This is a genomic window from Neisseria sp. P0009.S010, assembly GCF_051958545.1.
Lineage (GTDB): Bacteria > Pseudomonadota > Gammaproteobacteria > Burkholderiales > Neisseriaceae > Neisseria > Neisseria subflava_A.
On sequence record NZ_JBQCVH010000002.1, the window covers coordinates 44,043 to 58,124 of the forward strand.

General features: G+C 47.2%; 20 protein-coding genes. 6 read left to right on the forward strand and 14 right to left on the reverse strand.

Going from position 1 to position 14,082, the window contains the following annotated elements; genetic code table 11:
- The first annotated feature begins 31 nt into the window (after positions 1-31).
- The 6 genes from ACTHSN_RS01915 to dtd all read left to right on the forward strand — a co-directional run bounded on the left by ACTHSN_RS01915 (position 32) and on the right by dtd (position 3,415).
- Positions 32-565 carry a septation protein A gene (locus ACTHSN_RS01915; RefSeq protein ID WP_070460216.1) on the forward strand — a complete coding sequence of 178 codons (534 nt, stop codon included), beginning with the start codon at positions 32-34 and terminating at the stop codon, positions 563-565.
- Positions 565-855, forward strand: a complete 291-nt coding sequence (locus tag ACTHSN_RS01920) for a YciI family protein (protein ID WP_004519663.1) — start codon at positions 565-567, stop codon at positions 853-855. The genes ACTHSN_RS01915 and ACTHSN_RS01920 overlap by 1 nt, the downstream gene beginning before the upstream one ends.
- Positions 852-1,124, forward strand: a complete 273-nt coding sequence (locus ACTHSN_RS01925) for a BolA family protein (protein ID WP_070460214.1) — start codon at positions 852-854, stop codon at positions 1,122-1,124. Before ACTHSN_RS01920 ends, ACTHSN_RS01925 begins: the two co-directional genes overlap by 4 nt.
- A 51-nt stretch (positions 1,125-1,175) precedes the next feature.
- On the forward strand, positions 1,176-2,048 hold the full coding sequence (locus tag ACTHSN_RS01930; protein WP_070460209.1) for a peptidylprolyl isomerase: 873 nt from the start codon (positions 1,176-1,178) through the stop codon (positions 2,046-2,048).
- Positions 2,049-2,092: 44 nt separating this feature from the next.
- Complete coding sequence (locus ACTHSN_RS01935; protein ID WP_070460208.1) at positions 2,093-2,857, forward strand: peptidyl-prolyl cis-trans isomerase; 765 nt, start codon at positions 2,093-2,095, stop codon at positions 2,855-2,857.
- Positions 2,858-2,953: 96 nt separating this feature from the next.
- Entirely contained in the window at positions 2,954-3,415 is a 462-nt protein-coding gene (gene dtd / locus ACTHSN_RS01940) for a D-aminoacyl-tRNA deacylase (RefSeq protein WP_070460225.1), read from the forward strand.
- Between the two features lie 59 nt (positions 3,416-3,474).
- On the opposite strand, the gene ACTHSN_RS01945 is transcribed toward dtd, so the two are convergent.
- The 14 genes from ACTHSN_RS01945 to hisC form a co-directional block, all read right to left on the reverse strand.
- A complete protein-coding gene (locus ACTHSN_RS01945) occupies positions 3,475-3,993 on the reverse strand; it encodes a gluconokinase, GntK/IdnK-type (RefSeq protein ID WP_070460206.1) in 519 nt (172 codons plus the stop codon).
- 90 nt (positions 3,994-4,083) lie between these two features.
- The gene (locus ACTHSN_RS01950; RefSeq protein ID WP_070460203.1) at positions 4,084-5,469 is read right to left on the reverse strand and encodes a GntP family permease; all 1,386 of its coding nucleotides are present in this window, start codon (positions 5,467-5,469) and stop codon (positions 4,084-4,086) included.
- 557 nt (positions 5,470-6,026) lie between these two features.
- A complete protein-coding gene (gene tatC, locus ACTHSN_RS01955) occupies positions 6,027-6,803 on the reverse strand; it encodes a twin-arginine translocase subunit TatC (protein ID WP_070460201.1) in 777 nt (258 codons plus the stop codon).
- A gap of 15 nt (positions 6,804-6,818) precedes the next feature.
- Positions 6,819-7,481, reverse strand: coding sequence for a Sec-independent protein translocase protein TatB (gene tatB, locus ACTHSN_RS01960; RefSeq protein WP_070460199.1), 663 nt, complete (start codon positions 7,479-7,481; stop codon positions 6,819-6,821).
- 3 nt (positions 7,482-7,484) lie between these two features.
- Positions 7,485-7,688 carry a Sec-independent protein translocase subunit TatA gene (tatA, locus tag ACTHSN_RS01965; protein WP_003679438.1) on the reverse strand — a complete coding sequence of 68 codons (204 nt, stop codon included), beginning with the start codon at positions 7,686-7,688 and terminating at the stop codon, positions 7,485-7,487.
- A gap of 41 nt (positions 7,689-7,729) precedes the next feature.
- Positions 7,730-8,053, reverse strand: coding sequence for a histidine triad nucleotide-binding protein (locus ACTHSN_RS01970; RefSeq protein WP_003748648.1), 324 nt, complete (start codon positions 8,051-8,053; stop codon positions 7,730-7,732).
- 118 nt (positions 8,054-8,171) lie between these two features.
- Positions 8,172-8,495 (reverse strand): phosphoribosyl-ATP diphosphatase, encoded by a 324-nt coding sequence (locus ACTHSN_RS01975; RefSeq protein WP_070460197.1) that lies wholly within the window; start codon positions 8,493-8,495, stop codon positions 8,172-8,174.
- Positions 8,496-8,526: 31 nt separating this feature from the next.
- Positions 8,527-8,934, reverse strand: coding sequence for a phosphoribosyl-AMP cyclohydrolase (gene hisI / locus ACTHSN_RS01980; RefSeq protein ID WP_070460195.1), 408 nt, complete (start codon positions 8,932-8,934; stop codon positions 8,527-8,529).
- Positions 8,935-8,978: 44 nt separating this feature from the next.
- Positions 8,979-9,746, reverse strand: coding sequence for an imidazole glycerol phosphate synthase subunit HisF (gene hisF, locus ACTHSN_RS01985; protein ID WP_070460193.1), 768 nt, complete (start codon positions 9,744-9,746; stop codon positions 8,979-8,981).
- A gap of 40 nt (positions 9,747-9,786) precedes the next feature.
- The gene (locus ACTHSN_RS01990) at positions 9,787-10,104 is read right to left on the reverse strand and encodes a multidrug transporter MatE (RefSeq protein WP_070460191.1); all 318 of its coding nucleotides are present in this window, start codon (positions 10,102-10,104) and stop codon (positions 9,787-9,789) included.
- Between the two features lie 164 nt (positions 10,105-10,268).
- Positions 10,269-11,006, reverse strand: a complete 738-nt coding sequence (gene hisA / locus ACTHSN_RS01995; RefSeq protein WP_070460189.1) for a 1-(5-phosphoribosyl)-5-[(5-phosphoribosylamino)methylideneamino]imidazole-4-carboxamide isomerase — start codon at positions 11,004-11,006, stop codon at positions 10,269-10,271.
- A 73-nt stretch (positions 11,007-11,079) separates the two neighbouring features.
- The gene (gene hisH / locus ACTHSN_RS02000; RefSeq protein WP_070460187.1) at positions 11,080-11,724 is read right to left on the reverse strand and encodes an imidazole glycerol phosphate synthase subunit HisH; all 645 of its coding nucleotides are present in this window, start codon (positions 11,722-11,724) and stop codon (positions 11,080-11,082) included.
- Between the two features lie 168 nt (positions 11,725-11,892).
- Complete coding sequence (gene hisB, locus ACTHSN_RS02005) at positions 11,893-12,846, reverse strand: imidazoleglycerol-phosphate dehydratase HisB (RefSeq protein ID WP_070460185.1); 954 nt, start codon at positions 12,844-12,846, stop codon at positions 11,893-11,895.
- Between the two features lie 19 nt (positions 12,847-12,865).
- A complete protein-coding gene (gene hisC / locus ACTHSN_RS02010; protein WP_070460183.1) occupies positions 12,866-13,951 on the reverse strand; it encodes a histidinol-phosphate transaminase in 1,086 nt (361 codons plus the stop codon).
- Between the last annotated feature and the right edge of the window lie 131 nt (positions 13,952-14,082).

Here is a 14,082-nt window from a genome sequence, read left to right on the forward strand (position 1 = left end):
GCATTTACTCAATTAGTTTCATCATTAATATATGAAGATTTTGAGCGACTTATTCGCCGTATTCTTATTTTTCATCACATATATCATCACCAAAGACATGATTGCCGCAACAGCTGTTGCGGTTATAGTCGGCATTGCCCAAGCTGCGCTGACCTTTTGGAAACACCGTAAACTGGATACCATGCAATGGGTCAGCCTGATTTTGATTGTCTTTTTTGGCGGCGCAACGATTCTGCTGAAAGACAACCGCTTTATCATGTGGAAACCGACCGTTCTGTTTTGGATCGGTGCCATCGTCATGCTGTTCAGCCACCTTGCCGGTAAAAACGGGCTTAAAGCCGTCATGGGCAAAGAAATGCAGCTCCCTGATTTTGTATGGACGCACCTGACTTATGCATGGATTGGCTTCCTGATTTTTATGGGTGCGGCCAACCTCTTTGTCTTTACATATTTTCCAGACCAATGGGTCAATTACAAACTGTTCGGCACATTGGGTTTCACAATCATTTTTTCCATCGCACAGGGTATGTATCTGATGCGTTTTCAGCCTAAGGAGGATCAATAATGGAATATTTCATGCTTTTGGCTACTGATGCCGAAGATGTCCACGAAGCACGCATGGCAGCACGCCCTGCCCATTTAGCACGCTTAGAAGAATTGAAAGCGCAAGGCCGTCTGCTGACTGCCGGCCCCAATCCTCTACCAGATAATCCGGAACGCGTTTCCGGCAGCCTGATAGTGGCTCAATTTGAATCTTTGGACGCTGCACAAGAATGGGCTGAACAAGACCCTTACGTCGATGCCGGCGTATACGCAGAAGTATTGATTAAACCCTTTAAAGCCGTATTCAAATGAGCAATATGCGTCAAATTATCGAGGAACGCCTGCAGGCGCTTGAGCCTGAGTTCTTCGATTTTGAAGATGAAAGCCACCTGCACGCCGGCCATGCCGGTAATAAAGGCGGCGGGCATTACGCCATAGTGGTGGTCAGCAACGCATTTGAAAACATTGGCCGCCTCCAGCGGCAACGTATGATTAAGCAGCTTTTACAGGACTTGTTTTCAGACGGCCTGATTCATGCACTCAGTATCAAAGCAGCCACGCCGGACGAATACTTCCATTAAGATTACTGCCCAAACTTTGATTTCCAATCATTAATTTAAAAGAGAAATACGATGAAAAAAACCTACTTTGCTTCAGCCTTGATGCTTGCTCTGACTTCCGGCACCCTGTTTGCCCAAACTTTGGTGACCGTCAACGGCCAAGCCATCGACAGCAGCGTTATCGATGACCAAATCGCTTCCGTACGCGCCAGCAACCCGAACGTTCAAGACACTCCTGAATTGCGTCAAATGCTGACTGAACGCCAAGTTATCAGCACTGTTGTTACCCAAGAAGCTAAAAAATTAAAACTGGATCAAAGCGCTGAATTCAAAACTGCATTGGAGCAAGCGCGTGCCGATGCCGCCAAACAAGGTGCAGATAAAAAAGCCACATTCAAAACCGAATGGGCAGTTTTCGAAAATGATTTGTTAGGCCAAGCTTTCGCGGCGCATATCGTCCGTCAATATCCTGTCCAAGAAAAAGATGTCAAAGCCGCTTACAACGACTTCAGCAACTTCTATAAAGGTACTCAGGAAGTCCAACTGGGCGAAATCGTGACCGACAGCAGCAGCAATGCCCAAAAAGCCATTGCCGATTTGGATGCGAAAAAAAGCTTTGTTTCGATATTGAACCAATACTCAATTGACGAAGCGGCCAAAAAAGCCGGCGGCATCCCTAAAGCTTATGTTCCGCTTAAAGATTTGCAAGAATCAGCGCCTCCGCTTTACGCTGCTGTCAAAGACCTGAAAAAAGGTGCACACACTAAAACTCCACTGCAAAACGGTAATTTGTACGCCGTTTTCTATGTCAATGACCGTCGTAACGTTACTGTACCTTCTTACGAAGCCGCTAAAAACGAGATTGGCAACGACTTACAGGCAGCCCGTGTTGATGCGGCCATTCAATCATTACTGAAAAAAGCCAGCATCAAAGTCAACAAATAATATAAGGTGCCCGCCGTGATAGCGGCGGGCAATAAGGAACTCACATGAACATCAAGCCCAAAACTGCCGTTTTGGCTATCCTCGCCTTGTCAACCGTGAGCTTAGCAACCGCCAAAGCGCCTGAAATCGATCCCGCCCGTATCGACAGCATGGTCGCCGAAGTATTGAGACAGGCCGATCAACATCCCAACCAGACTGCAAAACCCGATGGCCAGGCAATCCGCAAAGATGTGGTTACACGTTTGCAGACTTTGGAAATTTTGAAAAATGAAGCCATCAAGGCTGGTTTGGACAAAGATGCGGAAGTGCAGAATCAGCTTAAAAACGTTGAAGCTGAGTTTTATGCCAACCAATACGCTGCCTATCTAGAACGCCAAACCGCGGTTGACGATGCTGAGTTGCGCCGTTTCTACGACCAGCAAACACGCATTATCAAGCTGCAACAAGTCAGCTTTGCTTCAGCCGACGAAGTACGCGCCGCGCAAGAACTGCTGCTCAAAGGCTTGTCATTTGAAGAGCTGATGAAACGCTATCCCAACCCCGAACAAGAGTTCGACGGCTTCATCTCTCCGCAGCAGCTCTCTCCTCAACTGGCTACCGCTTTTGCTGACATGAACCGAGGCGATGTAACGCATGAGCCGATTCAGATGGAAAGCCGTTTTTATCTGTTTAAACTCAGTGCAGTAGAACGCGATCCCAATGCCGAACCTTTCGAACTGGTACGCAATCAGATTGCCCAAGCCGTTAAACGACAAAAAGTCGAGAATCAGATCGAACGTATCTTAAAAGAAAACGACATTAATCCGTAAATTAATTCAATGGTTTCAGGCCGTCTGAAACTATATTTAAACCCCAAGGGCGTATCTTACGCCCTTTTTTACAAACTTCTTTTATTCAAAAACATCATGCGCGCTGTTATCCAAAAAGTTACCCAAGCTAAAGTTGACGTTTTGTCCGAAAACTCCTGCGAAACCTGTGGCGAAATCAACAACGGATTTATGATATTGATCGGCGTTACCCACACCGATACAGAAGCGGACGCCAAATACATTGCGGATAAAACCGCCAACCTACGTATCTTTGAAGACGAAAACGGCAAATTAAATTTATCGCTCAAAGATGTCGGTGGCTCGATATTACTGGTTTCTCAGTTTACCCTTTACGCCGATGCGCGCAGCGGCCGCCGTCCGTCCTTCTCCAATGCTGCCCCTGCCGAACAAGCAGACAAGCTTTATCAATACACCGCGCAACTTTTGCGCGAACATGGATTGACTGTCGAAACCGGCAGATTCCAAACCCATATGCAGGTCTCCCTTTGCAATGACGGGCCGGTTACCTTATTGCTTGATTCGCAAAAAACATTCTAAATCCCATAGGAAAAGGCCGTCTGAAATATTTCAGACGGCCTTTCCATTTCTGATCATTACTAAATCAAGCCTTGCGCTTTCACCCAGTTCACAATATCTGCCTCAACGGCTTCAGGCGAACCCGGATTGTCAATTTTGACACCGTACTCATCAGCACCCAGCTCTTCCAAAATCTCCAGCTGAGAATCCAGCATTCCGGCTTTCATATAATGCCCCTGACGCGACAGCATACGCTCAAGATTGATTGCTTGAGGCGGAGTCAAATGGATAAAAGCCACCTTCCCTTCTGCACCACGCAGAATATCGCGGTATTGGCGTTTGAGTGCGGAACAAGTAACGATGGAATATGTTTCCCCATTTTTTGCCTGCTCCGTCATCCAGTCACGCAAATTGCCGAGCCATGGGTAGCGGTCTTCATCCGTTAACGGAATACCTGCACCCATTTTATCGCGGTTGGCTTGGGTATGAAAATCGTCGCCTTCAGCATACGGACATTGGTTGAGATGTTTTTGCAAAGACAGCGCGGCAGTGGTTTTACCGCAACCGCACACGCCCATCATGACAAAATGTGTCGTCATTTTTCTACTCCTTGTTTATCTAGATTTTAACGGTATTTAAAAACGGGCGGATTGTGTTATCTCAAAAACACTATCCGCCCGTTCTTCCGATTAAACCAAAACAAACAACACTGACGATAAAGCAAAACCGATGAGTGCGATAAGTGTTTGGTTGACCGTCCATGTCTTCAAGGTCGTCGGCACATCCATATTCAACAGACGGCCGACAAGCCAGAAACCGGAGTCGTTAAAGTGGCTGCAACCAACGGAACCTGCCGCCGTAGCCAATACCACGCAAGTAATCTGCCAATCGCTGAAACCTGCCGCCGCAACGGCCGGTGCCATCAACGCGGCAGCGGTAGTCAATGCAACGGTCGCAGAACCTTGCGCAATACGCAAAGCCAAAGCCACCAAGAAACAACCCAGCAAAACAGGGATACCCAAGTCCGCCATACTGTCGGCCAAAGCCTTACCGATACCGGAAGCACGCAACACTCCGCCGAACATACCGCCCGCACCGGTAATCAAAATGACCGAGCAAACCGGACCCAATGCGCCATCAATGGTTTTCTCCAAAGCGCTGGCTTTTTCGCCACGTTTGCCACCCAATACATACAGGGCTACCAAAACAGAAATCAGCAAAGCAATCGGTGTCGAACCGATCATGCGACCAAATTGCACCCAGCCTTCATCTGCACTGACAACTTTCTCACTGATTAAAGTGGACAAACCGGTATTTAAGAAAATCAACAGCATAGGAATCAGCATAATACCAACAACGGTAGATGCTTTTGCAGGCGCTTTCGGTTGGTCATTATCTTGCGTACCACCACTGATCAGATCAGGAACAGGTACATGAATGCTGCGACCCAAAACTTTACCCAATAAATAGCCGCTGAAATACCAAGTAATCAAGGCAACAGGCAAACCCAAAATCAGCAGTTGACCAATATTTGCGCCATAGAACTCAGAAGCAGCAATCGGGCCAGGATGAGGCGGCAGGAAGACGTGCATGACCGAAAATGCGCCAATAGACGCCATCGCGTATGGCAGAACGGTCTGCTTCATACGGCGTGCCGTTGCAAACACAATCGGCAACATCACCACCAAGCCGGCATCAAAGAAAATCGGGAAACCAAAAATCAAAGAAGCCACGCCTAAAGCAAATGGTGCACGATTCTCACCAAAAATCTGAATCAGCGCATCTGCCAAAGACTGAGCGCCACCGGAAGTTTCCACCAAACGGCCGAGCATTGCGCCCAAACCGACCAGCAACGCCACGCTGCCGAGCGTACCGCCGAAGTTTTTGACCAATACATCATTAACAATGCTGCCCATAGGCAGACCTGTTACGATGGCAGTCAGCAGGCTGACCAATACCAACGTCAGCAAGGCATGAACGCGCAGTTTTACAATCAAAATCAAGATTAGCAAAATCGCTGCCGCGGCGATACCGAGCAAGGTACCGGCACTCAGCGTTTGAGTCCATCCATCCATTTTGAAGCCTTTCTCTGTAAGAAAAATACAAACTTATTAATGTTTCTTAACACACTTAGATAAGATAACACATTTCACTATGGGTTCATATGGATGGATTTAGTCAAAATATAAATTTCTCTTTTTCAAAACCCTTTTTGCAAGATGCTTGATAACTAAGAATAGCAAAGAAAAAACAAAGGCAATAAAAAGGCCGTCTGAAACGTAGTTAATTTTCAGACGGCCTGACATCATTCTTCTCGATAAAATAGAAACGAATATTTTTTCAATTACCTAAAATCAAGTATTTTCGGCTTATGCCTTGGTAAAAATCACCCCATTTCCCAAACGTAATTCCGGCAGTTTGGTATTAAAATCCAGCCCATTGAGGCATGAGGGACTGTTACACATTACTGCTTCGATTTCGGCAAAATCCTCGGTCAAAAATTTTAGCCGAATCAAAAGAATCTGGGCAGTAATGTTTTACGACTCCCCAAACATCCATCATACTTTTTCTTAAAAACTGAAGTGCGATGATACAAAGGCCGTCTGAAAAATTCTTCAGACGGCCTTGATTCTTAAACTTCTGCCGGTGGTTGCGGTGTATCTTCATCTTCCTGCTGCGTTTTCGCTTTGATAAAGCGGCTGAACCAAATGCCTGCTTCGTAGAGCAGAATCAGCGGAACAGCAAGCAGGGTTTGAGAAATTACGTCAGGCGGCGTGATGATTGCAGCCACGACAAACGCACCGACAATCACATACGGACGCGCATTCTTAAGCTGTTCAGTCGAAACAATGCCCATTTTTGCAAGTAACACCACAACGACGGGAACTTCAAACGTCGTACCGAATGCAACAAACATGCCCAAAATAAAGGACAGGTATTTGTCGATATCGGTCGCCATATTGACGCCGACAGGGGTTACCCCGGCCAAGAATTTGAAAATAACGGGAAATACCAAAAAATAGGCAAACGCCATACCGACAAAGAAAAGCGTCACGCTGGACAACACCAGCGGCGTAATCAAGCGTTTTTCGTTTTGGTATAAGGCAGGAGCGACAAACGCCCAAACTTGATACAGCGTGTGCGGCAACGACAGCAGAAATGCCGCCATCAGAGTAACCTTGACCGGCACAAAAAACGGCGCGATCACATCGGTTGCAATCATGCTGGTATCTTTAGGCAGATTGGCCATCAATGGTTCGGCAACAAAGGTATAGAGCTGCTGGGCAAACGGCATCATACCCAAAAAGCAGACGACGATACCGATGACGATCCACATCATGCGGCGGCGCAGCTCGAGAAGATGCTCGATAAGCGGTTGGACGGGTTGTTCGTGTTGAGGTTCGGACACCGGTTGACTCACTTTTTACTTACGGACGCGCAGTTTGGGTTTGGCGTGGAATTTCGGACGCATATCGCGTTTGCGGCTCATCGCCTGCTTACGCAAAGAAGTCGTATGCAGCGAAGGAACATCGGCGACAGGGGCTTCGACATAGCTGACTTCGACCGCCGGAGTGGGTGAAACCGATGCGGTCAAATACTCACGCCAAGCGCGGTCTTGCTCGGACTCGGCATTTTCAGCCCCGACAGGCTCTTGAGTTTGCGCTGCTCCACCCTCTTCAGGAACTTGGGCCGCACTTTCATTTTCAGTGCTGCTTGAAGCCAAATCAGGCAGAGGATTACCGAACTCGTCCACGCCAAAATCGGCAGGCGTTTTCTGTTCGGGCAGGCGTTCCCACGGCTTGAGGCCGTCTGAAATATCGCTCAGATTTTTTTGTGCATCGTTGCCCAAGTCTTTGATACCGTCGCGAAACTCGGATGCGGCGGTTTCAAATTCCTGCTTCACCTTGCGCAATTCGTCCAACTCAGCCTGAGTGTTGAGTTCCTGCTTGACGTTATTGACGAATCCTTGCAATTTACCGACCAAACGCCCAGCCGTACGCGCGGCTTGCGGCAGACGTTCGGGGCCAAGCACTATCAGGGCAACAACGCCGACCAGCAGCAATTCGCCCAAACCGAAATCAAACATGGATTATGCTTTGTCTTCGTCTTTTTTGTGTTCGATGACTTCGTCTTTTTTGGCATCTTTGCCGTCTGTACCTTCGTTCAGGCCTTGTTTGAAGTCATGCACTGCGCCGCCGAGATCTTTGCCGACGTTGCGCAATTTTTTGGTACCGAATACCAAAACGACGATAATCAGTACGATAATCCAGTGCCAAAGAGAGAAGCTACCCATGATAAGTCCTTGAATTTGTTTAATTTAAAAAGAGATAATAATTATGCGGGCGTACCCATGATATGGATATGCAGGTGGAAGACTTCTTGTCCGCCGCCTTTGCCTGTGTTGATCAGGGTTTTGAAACCGTCGGTCAAACCTGCCTCTTGGGCGATTTGAGGGACTTTCAACATCATTTTACCCAACAGGGTTTGATGTTCGGCAGTGGCGTGTGCCAGTGAATCGAAGTGTACTTTCGGAATCAGCAGCAGATGTACCGGCGCGGCAGGACGGATGTCTTTGAAACAAAGCATCTCATCGTCTTCGTAAACGGTTTGTGCCGGAATATCTTTGGCGGCGATTTTGCAGAAAATACAATTATCCATAATGGCTCCAATGGCCGTCTGAAAACGGGTGCAACGGGTTTCGCCAAACAAAGTGAAATCGTTTTTGCCCCAAGAGACGGATTCTGAAACAGGTCAAATACGGGATTGTAATATAAATTCAAGATTCTTTGCGAGAAGCTTTTTCCACCAATCCCGACAAACCTTGACGGCGCGCAAGCTCGTTGACCACATTTTCGGCGCGCAATCCGTGATGCGCCAATAAAACCATGGTGTGAAACCACAAATCCGCCACTTCGTAAACCAAATGTTCGCCGCCGCCATCTTTAGAAGCCATCAAGGTTTCGCCCGCTTCCTCGATGACTTTTTTCAGAATCTTGTCTTCGCCTTTGTGCAACAGTTGGGCAACGTAAGAAGCATCGGGATCGCCGCCTTTGCGCGAATCGATGACGTTTTGGATTTGGGTAAGGATGGTATCGGTCATGGTCGGTTTCTCTTATTTCTTTCAGACGGCCTTAAGGATGTTTATATCCGTAAATTGCTTCTTCGTCTTTCAACACGGCATCCACTGTCTGCCATGCACCCTCTTGCCAAACTTTGTAAAAGCAGCTTTCACGCCCGGTATGACAGGCAATGCCGCCGTTTTGTTCAATCAACATAACCACAGCGTCGCCATCGCAATCCAGGCGCAATTCGTGTACTTTTTGCGTATGCCCCGACTCTTCGCCCTTCATCCATTGTTTTTGGCGGGAACGGCTGTAATAGTGGGCAAAACCGGTTTCTACGGTTTTTTGCAGGGCTTCTGCGTTCATCCAGGCGACCATCAGCACACGGTGTGTCTGCCAATCTTGGGCAATGGCGCAAACCAAACCTTTTTCATCAAATTTTACGGCATTCAGCAGCGTTTCGTTTATATTCGACATTCGCGTTTTTCTCCCATATTTTTCAGACGGCCTTTGGGTAGCAATCACAAACGCACTTCAATTCCTGCTTCACGCATGGCCAGTTTCGCTTCGCGGATACTCGCTTCGCCAAAGTGGAAAATACTGGCGGCCAATACCGCATCTGCCTTTCCGTCTTTAATGCCGTCCACCAAGTGTTGTACCGAACCGACGCCACCGGAAGCAATGACCGGAATATCGACCGCTTCACTGACCGCGCGTGTCAAAGGCAGGTTAAAACCTTGCTTGGTGCCGTCCCGATCCATACTGGTCAGCAAAATCTCGCCCGCACCGCGCCGCTGCATTTCGACAGCCCATTCCACCGCATCCAAACCGGTCGGATTACGTCCGCCGTGGGTAAAGATTTCCCAACGGGTATTTTCAGGGTTGACCGCTTTGGCATCCACGGCAACGACAATCGCTTGTGAACCAAAAAAACCGGCCGCTTCATTTACCAAATCAGGATTGGTTACAGCGGCCGTATTGATGCTGGCCTTATCGGCACCGGCATTAAGCAGGCGACGGATATCGGCAACCGTACGCACACCGCCGCCGACCGTCAATGGAATAAAAACTTGTGATGCGACTGCCTCAATAACGTGCAAAATAGTATCGCGATTGTCGCTGGAGGCAGTAATGTCCAAAAAGGTCAATTCATCCGCGCCTTCATCGTTGTAGCGTTTGGCAACGTCAACCGGATTGCCTGCATCGCGTAAACCCAAAAAGTTGACACCTTTTACCACGCGACCGTCTTTTACATCCAGACAAGGAATAATTCGTTTTGCCAATGTCATACTCAATACCTCTTATCCGTTCTCAGGCCGTCTGAAACCGTCAGGCCAAAAATTTGCTCAACCAATCCGGCAAATGTTGCAACAGCTGAAAATAACCAATCCCCGCCATCATCGCCAAAACGCAGGAAATAATGAAATTGCTGTCGATGCGACCGACGATGGAAAAAATCAAACCGGCAAATGCCCATATTATCCCGTTGAAAATCATCCAATAGGTATCGATAATCGGCAAATCAAACGCCGTCAGCTGCCGCAATATCACTGCAATCAGTGTAAACCACAAACTTTCACTTAGTGGATACACTTCGCGGTCGGATGACCAGATAATCCAAAAACCCAAAACAAACGCTTCAAGCATACTAATCCCTTAATAAAATATCGATTGGGTTGTTTTTATAATTATTTCAAACAGATATAAACCCATGACCTATACAGGCAATCCCTTTGAGTGCATTTTTGTGTGCTGCGTCAGCCGCTGCGTTTTAATGGCCTGCAAGGTCTTATCCGCATAATCTGACACACTTAAGCCAAAGAATCGGCCAGTTTTTGCGCCTGTGCAAAATCAATGCTTCCCTCATAAATTGCACGGCCGGTAATTGCACCGCTCACGCCTTCGTTTTCAACGGCACACAATGCACGGATATCATCCAAATTCGTCAAACCGCCGGAAGCGATAATCGGAATATTCACGGATTGGGCCAATTTGACGGTAGCTTCGATATTCACGCCGCTCATCATGCCGTCGCGGCCGATATCGGTATAAATAATGCTGTTGACGCCATCGTCTTCAAAACGCTTGGCCAAATCGACGACATGATGCTCCGTTACCGTTGCCCAACCGTCTATCGCCACCATACCGTCTTTGGCATCCAAGCCGACGATAATCTGACCCGGAAAGGCCTTACATGCTTCGCGCACAAATTCAGGATTTTTTACCGCGGCCGTACCGATAATCACATCGGTCAGACCCAAATCCAAATACTTTTCGATGGTGCCCAAATCACGGATACCGCCGCCAAGCTGTACCGGAATATCTTTGGCTACGGCGGCCAAAATTTCTTTAATCGCCGGAAAATTTTGAGGAACGCCTGCGAATGCGCCGTTCAAATCAACCAAATGCAAACGGCGTGCGCCTTGATTGCGCCAATGCAAAGCCATCTCTGCCGGTGAATCGGAAAACACCGTCGCCTGCTCCATCAAGCCTTGTTTTAAGCGAACACAGCGTCCTTCTTTCAAATCAATGGCAGGTATCAACAGCATTTTCTTCTCCTCTATTCAATTTCAGTATATTTTACACAAATTAGCGATTTTTAGCAGATTTATGTTAAAAGCCTCAAATCTGCCAATTTAAAAAATTACGCAGCAGCAGCAATCCTGCCTGATGGCTTTTCTCCGTGTGGAACTGTGTGGCAAACACATTGTCCTTACCGACAATGCAGGCAAATTCATTCGGATATTCGCTAACGCCTAAAACAATCTCTTCATTTTTCGGTGCAAAATAATAGCTGTGAACAAAATAGAAATACTCGTTTTGCCCAATGTCTTGAAATAAAGGATGCGGACGGGTTTGGCGCACTGTATTCCAACCCATATGCGGCACTTTCAGACGGCCTCCTTGCTCATCGGTTTGATTGGGCAAAAACCGTTTTACTTGACCTTCAAACCAACCCAAACCATCTGTATCGCCTTCTTCACTGTGTTCAAACAATAATTGCGCACCTACGCAAATTCCAAAAAACGGCTTGTTTTTCAGGCCGTCTGAAACCGCCTCACCCAAACCGCTTGCCTCCAGCGCCGACATGCAATCCGGCATGGCACCCTGCCCTGGAAAGATAACCTTATCCGCCGCCATCACCTCTTCAGGCCGCGAAGTCAGATAAACCTCGGCATTTTGATTAGACAAAACCTGCGCCGCCTGAACAGATTTCAATACTGAGTGCAGGTTTCCCATTCCATAATCAACAATCGCTACTTTCATTGCTTCTCCTCAGGCCGTCTGAAAACATTTAATGATTAATATAATAATAAGAATGATTGTAGCAAAAGATGGTTTAAAACAAAATATTGTCGATATACAAGACAAATAATAAAGGCCGTCTGAAATCCCGATCGGTTTCAGACGGCCTTTATTCATTCACACGATGCCTTATTCTTCAGATGCGGCTTCTGCTTCTTCCTGAACAGACTCTTCGCTCAGCGTACCTTTGGTAGAAGGCGTTTGACCCATCATGCGCGGATCGTATTCAACCGCCATGCGCAATGCGCGGCCGAAGGCTTTGAAAACAGTCTCGGCTTGATGATGTGCATTACGACCTCTAAAATTATCGATGTGCAAGGTCATCATGCTGTGATTCACAAGGCCGTGGAAAAATTCTTCAAACAAATCAACATCAAAACAGCCGATCAGGGCGCGGGTAAAGTCGATGTTGTACACCAAGCCAGGGCGGCCGGAAAGGTCGATGACTACACGGCTCAACGCTTCATCCAACGGAACATAGGCATGACCATAACGGGTAATGCCGGCTTTATTGCCAAGTGCTTGTTTCAAGGCCTGACCCAATACGATACCGATGTCTTCAACCGTGTGATGGTCGTCAATGTGCAAATCGCCTTTGCAGGTAATATCCAAGTCAATCAAACCATGACGCGCCACTTGAGCAAGCATGTGTTCAAGGAAAGGAACGCCGGTATCCAAGCGGTATTTGCCGGTACCGTCAAGGTTGAGGCTAACGGTAATTTGGGTTTCGCAGGTATTGCGGGTAACAGTAACAAAACGGCCTTCAGTTGAAACACCAGCTTCGGCTGTTTCGACAGTTTGTTTTTCCAAACGCGCCGCTTCAACTGCTGCTTTTTCTTGGTCTTTGCTGTGATCACGGTTCAGCCAGCCTTTGCGTTTGTGCATACCGGATTCCAACTTCGCAGCCAGGCTCGGACGAATGCCGCGTGCAGACTCATCGCCTGCTTGTTGTTCCAAACGGCGTTTGAGCTGAGACAAAGAGGCGGAGTTTTCATAACCGCATGCGCGTGCGAGTTTGGTCAATGAGCCGGCTTCTTCAACCAGTAACAGAAAATTGGTCAAATGCAGTTGAGCTTTGTTCATAATGGTAGTTTCCTTGAAATCAAAGATTGGGGTAAAGGTTTCTAATAACGGCCAAGACGGCATCATTTTGCGCTGCCGAGCCTATGGTTATGCGGACACACTGATCCAAAAGCGGATGGCTGCCATGCAGTTTTTTAATCAGTATGCGGTTTTGCTTCAATGTTTCAAACAGCTCGTTCGCATCAGGTACGCGAACGGTAATAAAGTTGGCTTCGCTCGGAAAAACTTCCAAACGGTTTAATTTCAACAATTCATTCATCACGCGCGAACGCTCGTTTTTTAATGTATCAATGTTTTGCTGAATGATTGGATGATGCTTCAATGAGAATTTCGCCGCCGCCAAGCTTAATTGATTCATATTGTAAGGCGGAAGGATTTTGGCCAGTTCACCCATAATGCTTGGGCTTGCCGCCGCATACCCCATCCGTAAGCCGGCAAAGCCGATTTTACTGATGGTGCGCATTACGACCAGGTTTTCGACTTCGCCCGCCCACGGAAGGAAACTGTCATGATGAAACGCACCATATGCCTCATCGACAACCACAATGCCGGTATCCGCACGAATGACCGCCTCTACTTCTTCTCGCTTAAAGCACACGCCGGTAGGATTATTGGGATAGGCAATAAAAATTAATGACGGCTGATGTTGCTCGATAGCGGTCAAAACGGCAGGGAGATTTAAAGAAAAATCTGGATTTAAGGGAACGCCGACATATTCCATGCCATAAAGCGCGGCATTATGACGATACATAACGAAACTTGGCTCAATACCCAATACACGCGCATTTGGTTTGGCAACCAGCATAGTCAAAAATTGGATAAGCTCATCGGAGCCGTTACCCAATGCGATTTCCGCTTTATCGGGAATACCGAAAACCTCCCTCAATTCTTCATAAATACCGCTCTTGGCAGCATGGGGATACAAATGAATCGGCGCCTGCTTTGCCAAGTCCGCCCATTCCGATAATAAAGATTCATACCCGGCGAAAGGATGATGCGGACACTCCATGGCGTCCAACTTAATAAAACCTTCCGGCAAATCAGCAACCTGATAGGCTGTCATTACTTTAATATCATCACGGATAACATCAGCAACGCGATTCATGGTTTTCTATCCTCCTGAGATAAAGTATTTAGAATAATAGCACAATCTTTATTAAATATATATATTAATAAGACTATAAAACAAGATAAAGTTTCATTCGTTTGAAGAAAAAACAATAAATCCTTTCTTCA

Excerpts from the sequence above, each read along its gene's own strand:
- ACTHSN_RS01930 (WP_070460209.1), top strand. The coding sequence starts at position 1,176 with ATGAAAAAAACCTACTTTGCTTCAGCCTTGATGCTTGCTCTGACTTCC.
- tatA (WP_003679438.1), bottom strand. The coding sequence starts at position 7,688 with ATGGGTAGCTTCTCTCTTTGGCACTGGATTATCGTACTGATTATCGTC.
- ACTHSN_RS01935 (WP_070460208.1), top strand. The coding sequence starts at position 2,093 with ATGAACATCAAGCCCAAAACTGCCGTTTTGGCTATCCTCGCCTTGTCA.
- hisI (WP_070460195.1), bottom strand. The coding sequence starts at position 8,934 with ATGTCGAATATAAACGAAACGCTGCTGAATGCCGTAAAATTTGATGAA.
- ACTHSN_RS01925 (WP_070460214.1), top strand. The coding sequence starts at position 852 with ATGAGCAATATGCGTCAAATTATCGAGGAACGCCTGCAGGCGCTTGAG.
- ACTHSN_RS01950 (WP_070460203.1), bottom strand. The coding sequence starts at position 5,469 with ATGGATGGATGGACTCAAACGCTGAGTGCCGGTACCTTGCTCGGTATC.
- ACTHSN_RS01990 (WP_070460191.1), bottom strand. The coding sequence starts at position 10,104 with ATGCTTGAAGCGTTTGTTTTGGGTTTTTGGATTATCTGGTCATCCGAC.
- hisH (WP_070460187.1), bottom strand. The coding sequence starts at position 11,724 with ATGAAAGTAGCGATTGTTGATTATGGAATGGGAAACCTGCACTCAGTA.
- hisA (WP_070460189.1), bottom strand. The coding sequence starts at position 11,006 with ATGCTGTTGATACCTGCCATTGATTTGAAAGAAGGACGCTGTGTTCGC.
- ACTHSN_RS01945 (WP_070460206.1), bottom strand. The coding sequence starts at position 3,993 with ATGACGACACATTTTGTCATGATGGGCGTGTGCGGTTGCGGTAAAACC.
- dtd (WP_070460225.1), top strand. The coding sequence starts at position 2,954 with ATGCGCGCTGTTATCCAAAAAGTTACCCAAGCTAAAGTTGACGTTTTG.
- ACTHSN_RS01975 (WP_070460197.1), bottom strand. The coding sequence starts at position 8,495 with ATGACCGATACCATCCTTACCCAAATCCAAAACGTCATCGATTCGCGC.
- hisB (WP_070460185.1), bottom strand. The coding sequence starts at position 12,846 with ATGAACAAAGCTCAACTGCATTTGACCAATTTTCTGTTACTGGTTGAA.
- hisC (WP_070460183.1), bottom strand. The coding sequence starts at position 13,951 with ATGAATCGCGTTGCTGATGTTATCCGTGATGATATTAAAGTAATGACA.
- ACTHSN_RS01915 (WP_070460216.1), top strand. The coding sequence starts at position 32 with ATGAAGATTTTGAGCGACTTATTCGCCGTATTCTTATTTTTCATCACA.
- tatB (WP_070460199.1), bottom strand. The coding sequence starts at position 7,481 with ATGTTTGATTTCGGTTTGGGCGAATTGCTGCTGGTCGGCGTTGTTGCC.
- ACTHSN_RS01920 (WP_004519663.1), top strand. The coding sequence starts at position 565 with ATGGAATATTTCATGCTTTTGGCTACTGATGCCGAAGATGTCCACGAA.
- ACTHSN_RS01970 (WP_003748648.1), bottom strand. The coding sequence starts at position 8,053 with ATGGATAATTGTATTTTCTGCAAAATCGCCGCCAAAGATATTCCGGCA.
- hisF (WP_070460193.1), bottom strand. The coding sequence starts at position 9,746 with ATGACATTGGCAAAACGAATTATTCCTTGTCTGGATGTAAAAGACGGT.